The 13,943-nt window shown below is 67.0% G+C and carries 13 protein-coding genes; 2 read left to right on the forward strand and 11 right to left on the reverse strand.

The features are described from left to right. Positions 1-63: 63 nt before the first annotated feature. The 10 genes from ASH01_RS07885 to ASH01_RS07935 form a co-directional block, all read right to left on the reverse strand. Entirely contained in the window at positions 64-1,329 is a 1,266-nt protein-coding gene (locus ASH01_RS07885; protein WP_156415493.1) for a hypothetical protein, read from the reverse strand. 167 nt (positions 1,330-1,496) lie between these two features. After that, positions 1,497-2,417, reverse strand: coding sequence for a type II secretion system F family protein (locus ASH01_RS07890; RefSeq protein ID WP_056773919.1), 921 nt, complete (start codon positions 2,415-2,417; stop codon positions 1,497-1,499). 1 nt (position 2,418) lies between these two features. Next, the gene (locus tag ASH01_RS07895; protein ID WP_056773921.1) at positions 2,419-4,407 is read right to left on the reverse strand and encodes a type II secretion system F family protein; all 1,989 of its coding nucleotides are present in this window, start codon (positions 4,405-4,407) and stop codon (positions 2,419-2,421) included. Then, the gene (locus ASH01_RS07900) at positions 4,404-5,801 is read right to left on the reverse strand and encodes a CpaF family protein (RefSeq protein ID WP_056773923.1); all 1,398 of its coding nucleotides are present in this window, start codon (positions 5,799-5,801) and stop codon (positions 4,404-4,406) included. The genes ASH01_RS07895 and ASH01_RS07900 overlap by 4 nt, the downstream gene beginning before the upstream one ends. Continuing rightward, positions 5,798-6,970, reverse strand: a complete 1,173-nt coding sequence (locus tag ASH01_RS07905; protein ID WP_056773926.1) for an AAA family ATPase — start codon at positions 6,968-6,970, stop codon at positions 5,798-5,800. The genes ASH01_RS07900 and ASH01_RS07905 overlap by 4 nt, the downstream gene beginning before the upstream one ends. Beyond that, the gene (cpaB, locus tag ASH01_RS07910) at positions 6,967-7,764 is read right to left on the reverse strand and encodes a Flp pilus assembly protein CpaB (RefSeq protein ID WP_056773929.1); all 798 of its coding nucleotides are present in this window, start codon (positions 7,762-7,764) and stop codon (positions 6,967-6,969) included. Before cpaB ends, ASH01_RS07905 begins: the two co-directional genes overlap by 4 nt. A 45-nt stretch (positions 7,765-7,809) precedes the next feature. Next, complete coding sequence (locus ASH01_RS22905) at positions 7,810-9,027, reverse strand: hypothetical protein (RefSeq protein WP_235509570.1); 1,218 nt, start codon at positions 9,025-9,027, stop codon at positions 7,810-7,812. A gap of 44 nt (positions 9,028-9,071) precedes the next feature. Continuing rightward, positions 9,072-9,464: a TadE/TadG family type IV pilus assembly protein gene (locus ASH01_RS07925; protein WP_056773938.1), complete on the reverse strand. Its 393-nt coding sequence runs from the start codon at positions 9,462-9,464 to the stop codon at positions 9,072-9,074. 69 nt (positions 9,465-9,533) lie between these two features. Continuing rightward, positions 9,534-9,704, reverse strand: coding sequence for a Flp family type IVb pilin (locus tag ASH01_RS07930; protein ID WP_056773941.1), 171 nt, complete (start codon positions 9,702-9,704; stop codon positions 9,534-9,536). 124 nt (positions 9,705-9,828) lie between these two features. Continuing rightward, positions 9,829-9,999 carry a Flp family type IVb pilin gene (locus ASH01_RS07935; RefSeq protein WP_020145236.1) on the reverse strand — a complete coding sequence of 57 codons (171 nt, stop codon included), beginning with the start codon at positions 9,997-9,999 and terminating at the stop codon, positions 9,829-9,831. 246 nt (positions 10,000-10,245) lie between these two features. Between ASH01_RS07935 and ASH01_RS07940 the strand changes: the two genes are divergently transcribed. Both ASH01_RS07940 and ASH01_RS07945 read left to right on the forward strand, forming a co-directional pair. Beyond that, positions 10,246-11,415 (forward strand): glycosyltransferase 87 family protein, encoded by a 1,170-nt coding sequence (locus ASH01_RS07940; protein WP_156415495.1) that lies wholly within the window; start codon positions 10,246-10,248, stop codon positions 11,413-11,415. 92 nt (positions 11,416-11,507) lie between these two features. Further along, positions 11,508-12,806, forward strand: coding sequence for a hypothetical protein (locus ASH01_RS07945; protein WP_056773947.1), 1,299 nt, complete (start codon positions 11,508-11,510; stop codon positions 12,804-12,806). On the opposite strand, the gene ASH01_RS07950 is transcribed toward ASH01_RS07945, so the two are convergent. Further along, positions 12,803-13,930, reverse strand: coding sequence for an acyltransferase family protein (locus tag ASH01_RS07950; RefSeq protein WP_056773949.1), 1,128 nt, complete (start codon positions 13,928-13,930; stop codon positions 12,803-12,805). The genes ASH01_RS07945 and ASH01_RS07950 overlap by 4 nt on opposite strands. Between the last annotated feature and the right edge of the window lie 13 nt (positions 13,931-13,943).

Consider the following 13,943-nt stretch of genomic DNA (forward strand, 5'->3'; position numbering starts at 1 on the left):
AACATCCCAAATGGTCACGAATGGGACCGGCTCAGGGTCGACGTGCGATCTGTCGGCCGCGCCTCATTCTTCCAGGAGGACGTAGTCGGCCGTCTGGCTCACAAGGTGCCAGACGCCGGAGGCACGCATGGCTGGAACGACGGAGGCGTCTGATGGCAGGACGGCATGGGTGCAGCCGACCTGGGCGGCATAGTCCTGCCAACCCGGCTCGGCGGCGACGAAGCCGAGGTAGGTCCTGATGCGCTCCACGGTGTAGAGCTCGACGCGGGTGTCCATCGTGGGACGCAGTCCGGGATGGCGGAGCATGAGCCACCCACCGTCAGCCTGGTCGTTGCACACGACAGTGCCGGCAGGGAGCCGGTCGAGCGCGGCGTCCAGCCCGTTCGGTCCGATCCCGGGCGAAGCCGCAGCCACCGGGGCGAGGACGGCCGCCAGCACGAGGCTCAGGCCGCTCGAGAGCAGCACCGCGAGCCGCTCACTGCGCGGGACGGCGGAGCCGTTCTGTCGGGCCAGTCGTTGGAGTGCCAGGGCGGCCAACGGCGCCAGCACGACCGCGGCAAGCCCGGTGGTTCGGGACCACGTGACTGCGAGCACCAGGCCCAGGACAGCAAGCAGCGCGACCGTCCACTCCCCACGGCCGCGGACGACCTGGTCCACGACCACCACGGCTACGAGCAGCAACGCCGCGAGCATCCCCGGGCTAGTCAGGCCCGGGGCCTGCCACTCGTTGATCAGCCCGGTCACACCACTCACCTGGAAGGGCGAGATGAAGAGTCGAGGTCCCACAGGGGTCAAGGCACCGACGGCCACTGAGAGCACCGGCACCGCGGCGAGCCGCGCCGCCTCGCCAAGGGAGAGGCGTCGCTCGAGGAACATCCCGACCACGACAACGCCACCGAGGACGGGACCGATGAACCACATGCCGTGGCTGCACGCCCAGAGCCAGGTGAGCGGTACAAGCCACCAGCGAGCACGTCCGTCCTCGCGGGTCAGGAGCCACGCGCTCGTCGTGACCGCTGCCAGAGCGAACGTGACGAGCTGGGGTCTGGGCGAGAGGCTCCCGCTCAGGGCGACGAAGGTCACCGCCAGAACGAGAGCCGAGACGAGGGCTGACGAACGGCGCCGGCACGCGGCATACACAGCGACGCCGACGAGCAGCGAGCCGAGGCAGAGCAGCCATGCGATGCCAGGGAGGCCGTATGCCGCGTGCGCCCCGTGCATGAGCACCTCGGGCAGCCACTGGTTGAGGATCCACACCTTCTCGGTCGCGGCGCCGAAGGGGTCATCGAGGACGAACTGCCTTGTCTGCGTGAGGTGCTCGCCAGCCACGATGTGCCAGTACGCGTCTGGGTCCTTGAGCGGTCCGAGCGGTTTGAGGGCGAACAGTGCAAGGACCAGGGCGGGCAGGAGCCAGCCGAGCCGAGCCGCCGGTGAGCTCGGCCCGTGATCTTGGGCCGCACCGGGCCTCGGGTCCGTGACAACGGCCACGGTGTCGGTCAGCCGCCGCTGAAGGCCTGCATCATGCGGATGCCGCCTGGGCCGATGATGACGATGAAGAGCGCCGGCAAGATGCAGAACATCAGCGGGAAGAGGATCTTGATGGTGACCTTCTGGGCCTTCTCCTCCGCCTTCTGGCGACGGACGAGGCGCATGTTGACGGTCTGCTCGCGCAGGACGCCCGCGATAGGCAGACCGAGACGGTCAGCCTGGACCAGGGCGGTGATGAAGTTCTTCACCTCGGGCAGGGTGACCCGGTCGCCCATCGAGCTGAAGGCCTCGCCGCGCGACTTGCCGATCTGGATCTCGGACAGGACGCGGGCAAACTCGCCGGAGATCGGGCCTTTGACGTTTCGCGCCACCTGGAGCAGCGCTGAGTCGAATCCCTGCCCGGCCTCGACGCAGACGCTGAGCATGTCGAGAGCGTCGGCCAGGCTCTTACTCGTCTCTTCCTGCCTGCGCAGGGCGACATTCTTGATGAGCAGGTCTGGAAGGAAGAAGAGGGCGGCACCGCCGATCACGGCGAAAAGGAGGGCATTGGGCAGCTGGAACTTGCCGTAGAAGGCCCCGAGGACGACACCGATCAGGAGGGCTGCGCCCTTGATGCCGAGGATGCGCTCGACGGTCCAGCCCGCGGGGTTGCCCGCTTGGTCAAGAAGCTTCGTGTATCGGTCGTCCGCGCCTCCCGGCGACAGCGCTCGGGCCAGACCCTTCGTGCGCTCGAGGATGGGTGCCACCAGCCGGTCCTTGGCCGCAAGGTCGGTCGTGACGACCTCACGACGGTCGACCGAGGCGTCGATAAGCATGAGGGACTTGGCCACACCACGTGGCTCACTACTGCTGAAGCTGACGCTCAGCACTGCCACGAGGACACCGACTGCGAAGAGGCCCGCGGCGACGTAGACAGGGTTCAGGTTCACGTCACACCTCGATCTTCACGACTTGACGCATCCAGACGATGCCGACACCAAGGGAGATGAGTCCACCGACACACATGAAGAGACCCACGGTCGTCGTCCACAGGAGGCTGACGTACTCGTAGTTGACGCGCGTCATGTAGATGAAGATGAAGATGGGCAGCGCCACGAGGATGTAGGCCGATAGCCGACCCTCGGCGGAGAGGGTAGCTACCTGCCGGTGGAGCGACTCCCGCTCCCGGAGCGTGCCCGCGGTCGTGCGGAGCGTGTCGGCGAGGTTGCCGCCGACCTCGCGCTGGATGCGGATCGCCATGACCGTCCAGTGCATCGAGGTGCTCTCCATGCGGTCGGCCACCCGCTCGAGGGCATCCGAGATGTCGGTGCCGATGCGCGTCTCTGCGAGGGCTCGGCTGAACTCCTTGCCCGCAGGCTCGGCGGCATCCCGGGCCACGGCGTCGAGGGCCTGCGGGAGTCCGAAACCACTGCGGAGGCTCGTCGAGATCAGGAGAAGGATCTGCGGCAGCTGGGCCTCGAACTTGCGGGCCCGTCGAGAGGCGGCGAAGCGCAGCCCGATTGGCATGATCAGCACGCCGAGGACCGCGCCGAAGATGAGGCCGACGACCTTCGCCTGCCCTGCGAGGACCAGGCCCAGAGCCATGGCGACAATGACGGCAACGACGCGGAGCACGAGCCACTCCCCTGCACGGAAGGGCAGGTCGGCTCGCTCGATGAGAGCCATCGTCTTGCTCGTCGACTTGCGGTCCTTCATGACGCGGTCGCCCATGTCGAGCAGCTGCGCCGTGATGGTGCTCTGCGCGGCCTTCATCTCCTGGCGCGAGAGCGTCACCGTGTCGCCGACGACGTAGGAGTCGATCGAGGCGACGCGGCGCTCGCGCTTGGTCTGGAGCGTCGGCATGAGCGATGTTGAGAGCACGACGAAGAGGGCCAGCGCGAGCAGGCCACCCGCGATGAAGGGCGTACGGTCCGTGATCGGGACCGGTCCCAGGCTGAGGCCCGCGGCCTGGGGCGCGGGGGCCGCGACCAGCGCGGGTGGCGACCCAGAAGGCCTCGGCGCCGTCGCCGGCGCCGCGAAAGTGACCTCCCGCGCGAAACCGAAGACGGTGCTGCCGGCGACGCCGGAGATCTCGTAACGGTGAGGACCGTTGAGCGGCTTGGGGATTGCTGACGAGAACTGGACCTGGCGGTTGAGGGCCTGCGCCGACGCCGCGAACGCAGCACTCACGCCGGCCGTGTTGTCGGCGGCCACGACGGTCCCGCCGTTGGTGTCGGCGAACGCCTGAAGAGCCTTCGTCGCCTCGGGGTCGTTCGTGTTGAAACGCACGACGTCGACGCGGATGCCACCGGCCTTGAGCTTCGCGACCGCGTTCTTGAGGGCGAGAGCCTTGTTGTCGGCCACGGTGTCGGCACCATCGCTGAGGAGGACGATGCTCCGGTCTCCCGTCCCGCTCAGCGCGGCTGCGGCACTCTGCATGGCGGCATACAGGCTCGTGTCGCCGCGCGAGTCGAGGCCATTGATGACCCGCTGGGCTGCAGTTCGGTCGACGGTCGGCGCCAGATCGACGCCCGCGGTGTTGGCAAAGGAGGCGATCCCGACCTTGACGTCAGTCGGCACCGTCTTGAGGTAGGTCGCCGACGCCTTGCGCACCGTCGACATGCCCTGGGCACCCATCGAGCCGCTCGTGTCGATGACGAGCATCGCCCGCCGGTCGAGCTTGGCGGCCTGCTTGACGGTCGCGGGGAACGGCTCGTCGTCGACCTTCAACTTCAGTGTCTTGGGGTCGAGCTGCACGTCCTCCTTGCTGCGCAGCGTGATGACGCCGGTGACGGTCGAGCCCGAGCCCGACGAGGTCGCCTTGACATTGCTGAGCCCCACGGAGACGTCGTCGGCCCTCGCGATCCCGGCAGGCAGGACCACCAGACCGACCACGAGGGCGGTCAAACCGGTGACGAGACGACGGGTCGAAGGGCTCATAGCGCCGACCGTGAGAAGAGGTTGACGGGCAGCTCGACACCCACGTCGGCGAGGTCTGAGGTGAACTTCGGGCGGATACCCGTCGGCATGAGGCCGCCGAGGAAGCGTCCGTTCTCGTCACGGCCGGCGCCGTAGTTGAAGGTGAAGATGTCCTGGAGCGTGATGACGTCCGACTCCATACCGACGACCTCGGAGATCGCGACGATGCGGCGCGTGCCGTCCTTGAGGCGCGACTGCTGAACGATGAGGTCGACGGCGCCGGCCACCTGCTCGCGGATGGCGCGGACGGGGAGCTCGACGCCGGCCATGAGCACCATCGTCTCAAGACGAGCGAGGCTGTCTCGGGGCGTGTTGGCGTGGACCGTGGTGATGGATCCGTCGTGACCGGTGTTCATGGCCTGGAGCATGTCGAGGGCCGCGCCGTCTCGGATCTCGCCGACGATGATGCGGTCGGGACGCATACGCAGCGTGTTCTTGACGAGCTCGCGGATGGAGACCAGACCGCGACCCTCGATGTTGGCCGGACGGGCCTCCAGTCGAAGCACGTGCTGCTGCTGCAGCTGAAGCTCGGCGGCGTCCTCGATGGTGACGATCCGCTCGTCGTGGGGCAAGAAGGAGCTGATCACGTTGAGGGTCGTCGTCTTGCCCGAGCCGGTGCCGCCGCTGATGATGATGTTGCGTCGGCCCTTGACGCAGGCGCTGAGGAAGTCCCGGACGTTCTCTGTGAACGTGCCGAACGAGATGAGGTCGCGGTCGGTGAACGGGTCGGCCGAGAACTTACGGATCGTCAGCATGGACCCGTCGAGCGCGATGGGCGGCACGACGGCGTTGACACGCGAACCGTCAGGCAGACGGGCGTCGACCATGGGACTCGACTCGTCGACACGACGACCGACGCGGCCGACGATCTTGTCGATGGTGCGACGCAGGTGGCTCTCGTCGGAGAAGCGGGCGTCGACGGGGAAGATCTTGCCGGCGCGCTCGATGTAGATGTCCTCGGCGCCGTTGACCATGATCTCGGAGACCTCTGCATCCCGCAGGTATGGCTCGAGAGGACCGTGGCCGAGGATGTCGTCGGAGACGTCCTGGGCGATACGGGTGCGGTCGGAGTGCGAGAGCGGCGTCTGCTCGGAGTCGATGACCTCCTGCAGCGTGGTGCGCACCTGTGACGCGAGCTCGCTCTCGCTGAGGTTGGGGTCGTAGAGCCGTGGGCCGAGCGAGGCGACAAGGGCTTGGTGCACGCGCTCCTTGACGCCGGCAAAGGGGTCGACGCCGCGGCGGCGCACGGGTGCAGCGCCGTTCGTGATGCGGACCTGTCCGTTGGTGCTCGGCGCGGGCTCGTTGATCTGCGTCGACTGGCGGGCCCGCTCGAGGCGGTCGGCGAGGTTGCTCATCTCTTGCTCCCGAAGAGTCCGAAGCTGCGCTTGGCGCCGTTCTGCAGGTCCTCGCCGAACCGGCGGCGGATCTCGTGGTCGGCGAGGTCGCGGATCGCGAGTGACACGGGGTTGCGCGGGTCGTCGAGGACGAGCGCGACGCCGCGGTTGACCGAGGCCGGCACCGTGAGGCTGTTGGGCACGTTCGCCGAGATGGGCGCCTTGAGGGCGGCCTCGACGTCGTCGGGCTTGAGGCCGACCTTGGCGTCGGAGCGGTTGAGCACGATCGTGCGTGCCTCCCGCGAAGCGCCGAGCGTGTCGAGGGTGTTGATCGCGATGCGCAGGTTCTTGACCGCGGGGATGTCCAGCGTCGCGATGAGGACCGTGAGGTCGCTGACGTCGAAGGCCGCGAGGACGTGCTCGGTGAACGACGGCGGCGTGTCGACGAGGACATAGTCGTACTGTCCGCGCGCGACGCGGAGAAGTTCGATGATGACGTGTGACGGGACGCGGTCTGCGTCGGCCGGGTCTGCCGGCGCCGCTATGACGTCGAGTCCGCTCTCCTCGTGACGTGTGACCACCGACTGGACGCCCTGGTCGTCGAGGTGCCCGCTCATGGCGACGACGTCTCGCACCGAGCCATGCGGCTGGAGCTGGAGGCTGATCGCGACGTCGCCGAACATTAGGTCGAGGTCGACCAGAAGCGTTTTGGCTCCGACGGAGGCGAGATAGACGGCGAGGTTGGTCGACATCGTCGTCTTGCCGACGCCGCCCTTGGCGCTGAAGACGGTGATGATCTTGCCGTCACGCCCTCCGACTGTGGTCCCGTGGCCGCTGAGCTGCTGCGTCAGCGCAACTGACCGGCGAACCGCGTCGGCGAGCGCCGTCTGGTCGTCGGCCTGGACGACCTCGCGGACGCCGCTGCGCAGGGCCTGCGCGAGCGCTGTCACGTCGAGGCGGTGCCGGAGCAGGATGACGCCTAGCTCTGGACGGTCGATGCGCTCGCGCTCCGCGAGCTCGCACGCCGAGTCGAGGTCGATGTCCGGGCCGATGACGACGAGCGACTGGTTGCGGTCCTCCTCGAGGGCGCGGCTGACGCGCGGCGCCGAGTTGAGGTGGAGAGCGTCGCCGCCGAGGGCGAAGCGGTAGGTGTCGACCGCGGCAGGGTCGTAGTCCCAGAGGATCGTCATTGGCCACTCACCGCATCTCGCAGCTGGAGGTCGGTGACCTCGAGGGACGGGTCGACCTTCACGTCAGAGCCGCGCAGCGCGCCGTAGAGCTGCCGGTTGTTGATGCCGTGGATGAGGATCGGCGCATCCGCTGGCTTGATGGCCACAGTCACGAGGTAGTTGCCGCTTGCCCCGGCCGCCGTCGCCGGCTGGCCTTCGGCTGCCGGCTGCGCGGCCTGGCCTGAGAGCGGCGCGTCACCCATGGCGATGACGAGGACATCCGGGAGCAACAGGCTCGTCCCATGAATGTCGTTCTCGTTGAGGATCTTTGCCTCAGGCGTGTCCCGGAGATCCTTGATCTTGTAGCTCTGGTACAGCGCGATGTGAGACCCCGGTGTGACGAACTTGCCAACGCGGGCGGGGTCTGTGAGGGACAGCGAGACGGCAAGCATGCCGGTCGGGACCTCGATCGCCTTGGTGCCGGCAGGCGTCGTGCCGAAGCGGGCCGCGAGGAGGTACTCGCCCGCCGGGATGTCGGAGGTCGCAAGGAGGGCGTTGTTGTCCGCGTTGATCTCCTGAAGCGCTCCCACGGGGACGGCTTTGGCGCTCACAGAGGTCTGGGCGATGAGGCCAGTGCGCTGGGCGTCCTTGAGGGTCGTGCCGGCCGGGACCGGTTGCTGAGCCACCCAGACAGGTGCCGGCGAGGCCTCGGCGATGGCCCGAGCGTCGGCGTTGCGCGCGTACATAATGACGAGCGCACCGCCACCGATGGCGAGGGCCAGCGCCACGACGATGGCAAGAATGCGACGGTTCATGCGGAGATCCCCCCAGAGAAGAAGTTCATGGTGTTGCGGTGTGCGTCATCCAGCCGGCTTCACGATGGTGATGCCGTAGTTCGGGTTGGTCGTTGTGGGAGTCACGAAGTCGCCGGCCGGGATGAGGTCCTTGAGGAACCAGCCGGACAGGCATCGCTCCGAGTTGCTCGTGCCGCAGAGCGCATTCGGCGGCCTGATGCTGTTCTGGTCGCCCTTCGTCAGGCGCCAACCGCTGAGGTAGAAGGCCGCGAAGCCGGAGATGTGGTACCACGTGTTGCTGCCGCTACCGGCGTTGCACGGGTCGGTCGAGATCGGCTCACGACCCAGGTTGCTGGCCGCCTTGCAGTCGAAGACCGGCACGTAGATGACGGTGCCCCGCAGCGGGTTGAACACCGAGGTGTCGCAGCCGTCGGCGCCTGTGTCGCCATGGATCCACGTGGTGTCGCTGACGACACCGGTGCACGAGGTGATCATTCCGTCGAGCCACGCGAAACCGCCCGGAGCTGTACCTCCAGGGCTGGACGTGTCGCACGTCGTGTCGTTGCCCTTGGAGTAGATCGCGTTCTCGCTTGTCGGCCAGTCCGGTCGCGCGTCCGAGTTGGAATAGCCGGGCCACGTGCCGGATGGGCCGGATGGATAGTTGGTTGCACCGGGATAGCCAACCTGAGTGGCCCAGTCGCACTCCGACATCGCCAGTGGCAGAACGGTGAGCGAGGCCGGCCCGCCCGGACCCCAGGCAGCGCGGGAACAGGCGGTGTCCTTGGTTCCGCCGGTGACGGCCTGGGAGAAGATGCCCGGCAGGAGGGTGTTGTCAGAGGCACTCGACTTCGTCTGGACGTAGGTCTCGACGTATCCCAGATCCTTACCTACTCCCGAGACGTAGTAGTCGCTCAGCGGAGGGCAGAGACCCAGATTGTTCAGTGCAGCAGTCTGTTGGGCTGCAGTAGCAGAGGACGAGGCGCATGCAGGCATGCCGGTGAAGGTGACACCTGTCGGGGGCCTCGCGCACTGGCCGTTCGTCCCGATCGCCGTGTTGAGCTGCGAGGCATTGTCAATCGCATTGGCGCTGGCGAGCGTGTTCAACGAGGTGACACTCGTCGTCGCGTTGCACGTCGTGGCGTCGTTGGCACACATCTGGGCGAGTGCCATGGATGTCGCGTCCGACCCGTTCTGAAGCTGGCGACGCTCGAACATGATGTTGCCGATGTCCGCGCTCAGGGCCAGAGCCGGCAGCGCGATGAACGTGACGACAAGAGCAGCCACCACCGCGGTGGCGCCCCGATCCCGTCGTCCGGCCCATATCCCGATCAGCCGCCGCATTTCATCACCGCCGTCGATGAGAGGACGTTGCCTGCGCCCCAGGTGCCGCCCATAATTTTGATGGCCGGCCCCATGACCAGCCACTGGAAGCTTGCCTGCGCGGTCACCGAGGCGTTGGTGGTGCCACACGTGACCATCCCGGGAAAGCTGAGGTCCGCCACGGGGATGCCGCCAACGGCGGCCTTGGCCCGGTCTTCGATCTGAGTGGTCGACAGCGTGCCTACCACGGCAGCGCGCACGCCCTCTCGAGCGGCGTTCGCTAGCTGGATCTGGTAGAAGTACGCCCGGCCGAAATCGACGATCCCGGCGATGATGAGAAACAGCACAGGGAGGACGATCGCGAACTCCACGGCCGATGCGCCGCGCTCAGTTCTGGCCATGCCAGATCGCCCTCCCCAAAGTTGTGCGGTTTCGTCCGTGGCCCCCCGGCGTGGACGTCGTACGAAGTGTCAGACCTGCGCTGCGACGTTGTTGAACGTCGTCGACAGGTTGTTGCCGAGCAGCGAGACGGCGGCGATGATCACGACGGCGATCAGGGCGACCATGAGGCCGTACTCGACGGCGGTCGCGCCGCGCTCGGAAGCGAGTCGGCTCTGGATCTTGGCAGCAAGCTTGATCATTTGATTCTCTCCCTGGTGATGAGGCACTACGCCCGAACTGTGTGAGTTGGAGCTCGTAGGACCCCTCCACGAGCGAGTCACGGGTGCGAAGCCGTACCCCCGGCCTCGCACCCGCGGTCGATGCTCAGACCTTGGCGGCCACGTTGTTGAACGTCGTCGACAGGTTGTTGCCGAGCAGGGAGACAGCAGCGATGATCACGACGGCGATCAGGGCGACCATGAGGCCGTACTCGACGGCGGTCGCGCCGCGCTCCTTGTTGAGCAGCGTCTGGACCTTGGCAGCAATCTTGGTCATGGTGAAGGGTTCCTCCCAGTGATGCAGGGCCACCCGAATGTGCCCCCCGCTGATCGGAAGAGTAGGCGGGCGCCGACAGCGTGTCTTGAAAATGCTTGAACTTCACAACACCTTCCCAATCTGCGCCTTTCGGACAGGGAGAGATGGCACGGTTGGAGACATCCTGCACCCGCCCGATCGGGGGTCCGAGAACCCCGTTCTGGACACGTGCAGTCGGATTTGATCGACCAGAAGTGGAGAGTATGTATGGCGGCCCAGGGCACGCTCATCGCAGCCAAACGCCGCCTGCGGCCACCGCCCGGTTCCGAGGTCGTCGTCGGCTGGATGGTCGTGGCCGCGGCCCTCTATATCCGCTGGAGCGCCTCTGCCACATGGAATTTCGTTGATCTCACCGACTTCTACTACGGCGGTGTGTCAGTTCTCGAGGGTGTCGACGTCTATGCGCCAAGACCAGGCGTCCTCGCCTTCAACTACCCTCCGTTCGCCGCCGTCGCGTTCGTGCCACTCGGCATCGTCGGGCTATCCGTGTCGAAGGTCGTCTTCACCATGGCGACCCTCGTCGCCTACGTCGTGAGCCTCGTTGCCATCCGGCGGGCCCTCGGTGCTCGCTGGACCACGACGATCCTGCTCGGGGCAGCAGGTCTGGCCCTCGAGCCTGTCGTCCGTACTCTGGTCCTCGGCCAGATCGGCATCATTCTCATGGGGCTCGTACTCGCTGATCTCTATCTCATGCCGGCGCGCTTCCGGGGTGTCCTGATCGGGCTCGCGGCAGGGATCAAGCTCACGCCCGCGGTCTTCGTCCTCTATCTCGTCCTTCGCCGCGACTGGCGTGGAACCGTCCTCGCGATCACCACTGGCGCGGCAACTCTCGCCGTGGGCTGGCTTGCAGCGTCAGGCTCCTCGCACAGGTACTGGTTGGGAGGCTTCGACAAGTTCGATCGTTTCGGCGACCTGGCTTTCTCACCCGTGAACCAGTCCGTGCGTTCGTTTGTGTCGCGCGTCGCGCCTGAGGCGCCGACTGGGGCGCTGTGGGTCGCGATCGCTGCGTCGGGAGTGCTGGCCTTCTCGACGGCAGCTCTCCTCGGCCGACGAGGCAACTGGGCCAGCGTCGCCCTCAGTCTGGCAGGAGCCACACTGTTGCTCTCGCCGATCTCCTGGACACATCACTGGGTCTGGGTCGTGCCCGCACTCGTCGCCCTTGTCCACGCGGGGAGCCGCATCACTGCGGCCCTGATCGCGCTGGTGTTCTACGTGGCCCCGATGTGGGCCGTCCCGGAAACGGGACCGTTAACAGCCGGTCAGCTCCTCTTCGCGTATGCCTACCTCTGGGTGGCCATCGGGCTCCTGCTGACGTCTGCCGCCACCGCCGTTTCGGACCTGCATCGCTCACCATTGAGCCGAGTTGGGGCATCATGACCAGGACATCCGCGGGTGAACGCCATGCGCACACACGCAGAGCCGCTTCCACGTCAACGCTCGTCGTGGTCGCTCTAGGTGTGGTGGCTTGTGTGATCGCTTGGCTGTCCGTGGTCGGCTCCGATGCCCTGTGGCTGAGCGCTCTCGGTGACACGATCCGCGCCGATCGCCAGATTCCGGCAGGCGTGCCGTTCGCCGCTGCGCCCTCGCAGGGTTGGGTCAACACGACGGCACTCGGGCAGGTGCTCTTCTCGTTCATCCATGTCGCAGGCAGCCTCGGCGTCGTCGCGGCACAGGTCGTCGTAGTTGTGTGGACCCTCTGGATCCTCGTCTCGTCCGCCCGGCGTCGCGGTGCGCACGTGATCGGCCTCGTATCGGTGCTGCTCCTCGTCCTGGTCGGTGGCGCCGCACCGTTGCTCGTCGCGCGTGCACAGCTGTTGTCGCTGGTGCCCTATGCCGCGCTGGTCGTCCTGCTGCGGATGGAGCACGATCGCCCTTCGAGGCTCATCTGGGCGACCGTCCCACTCATCGCCCTGTGGGGAAACCTTCACGGCGCAGTACTGGTCGGCGTCGCGGTCCTCGGCTGCTACCTGTCCTTCTCGCGCCTCCGCGTCGACCCCTGGACGGCCGTCGGCGTGGGACTAGCCTCGCTCGCGGCTGCCTGCCTCAACCCCGGGCTACTCCAGGCGCCGCACTACTATCTCGGCGTCTTCGGCGGTGCCGCCACCAAGGACGACTCCGGGATGTGGAGCCGCCTCAGCCTGTCCAACCCGTTCGACCTCATGCTGCTAGTGGCATCGATCTACTTGGCCTACATGACGTTTCGCCACCGTCGACCACTCTGGGAGTATGCCGCCGCACTTGGTCTCGCTGGAGCGACCCTCGTCGCCGCACGCCACGGCATCTGGCTCCTGCTGTTCCTGGCCGTCCCCGCAGCCCTGTCTCTGAAGATTCCGCGTCGTCGCGCTGAGGAGGCACCGCCACGCCGGGCCAACTTGGCGCCCGCAGCGGCTTGCGTCGCCGGCCTGGTAATGGTTGCCGGCCTGCTCGCGGCCCGAGCTCCGACCTTCCACGCTGCCGATGCTGAGGCGTCGCAGCTCGCCGACGCCACACGCGGGCAGGTCGTGCTCGTCGCCGAGCCGCTGGCGGAGTCCATGGCTGCCGCAGGTGCCACCGTGTGGGTGAGCAACCCGCTCGACGCGTTCGACCACGCCGACCAGACGGCATACCTCGCCTTCATGGATGGGGACGCGACAGGTGCCGCACGCGCCTTCGACCAGGCGGGTGTCGTCGTGGCTCGACCCGGCTCGCCGTCGGCGCGAGCGGCGCTGGCCAACGGCTACACCGCGCGGCAGGTGGTCGGCGTGCACGTGCTTCTTCGTCGCGGCTAGTTAGTCGCGATCGCGGACGCACGGCCGACCAGGGTCACGGCCGCGTCGACATCGTCGATCACGGTGGCGCCGGAGGCGCGCACGTCGCCCGCGCCGCGGAGCCGTCGCTCCAGCGGTCGCTCGACGAGGGCGTGGAGCACGAACGAGACACCGACGACAGCCAGCACGACCAGCGCGCAGCCCAGCAGCGACCCGAAGACTCCGGCCGATTCAAGGAGCGGCTGCGTGAACCCCATGACCAGCGGGTGAGCCATGTAGATGCAGAAGGACCACTGACCGAGGCTCACCAACGTCCGCCCTTGCAGCGGTGATGGCGCACCGACGAGATCCACGCGGGCATTGACTGCGATGAGCATGACGAGACTCGGAACCATGGCCAGCGACAGCGCCCACCGATCCTCGAAGCGGTAGCCGATGGCCACTGGGAGCACGAGCACGCCGAGGTAGGAGACGACGACGAAGACGCCGGCCCACCGCACACGCAAGCGCGGCACCCAGCCCCGCGTCATGGCCATGGCCGCCAGCGATCCGGCAACGAACTCGACCATTCGGAAGGCCGGTAGGTGGAAGAGCAACGCGCCCAACTCGGGGTCGTGATGCTGCATCGCGACGCCCACCGCGAGGGCCAGCGCGATGGACGCCGCACCGACCACCAGAGGGCGGCGGACCCAGCGCCAGATCAACCGCACGAGCAATGGAAAGGTCGCGTAGAAGAAAAACTCACACGACAGCGACCACGAGACTCCGGAGAACGACCTGGTTACTGCGTCATCCGGCGACCACGCCTGTAAAAGGGCGAGATTCACAGGAAGGGCGCCCCAGTTCGGCGCCGCGGCCCAAGGCACCATCGCGAGGGCGATGAAGAGGAGGTGTACGGGATAGATCCGAGCGAGCCGACGACGATAGAAGCGCACAGCAGTGGCGTCGATGTCCCACGAGTAGGTCAGCACGAAGCCGCTCAGCACGAAGAAGAACGTGACGCCGACGTAGCCAGCGGCTGCAAGGCGTCCGAAGCCCGCCAACCCCGGCGCAACCAAGGACAGATGGAAGACGACGACGAGCAGAGCTGCGGCGAAGCGCAGGCTCGTCAGAGAGCGCAGATGTGCACTCGGTCCAGCGTTCATGACTCCCCCAACC

The sequence above is a fragment of the Terrabacter sp. Soil811 genome (genome assembly GCF_001429655.1).
In the GTDB taxonomy this organism is placed as follows: Bacteria; Actinomycetota; Actinomycetes; order Actinomycetales; family Dermatophilaceae; genus Terrabacter.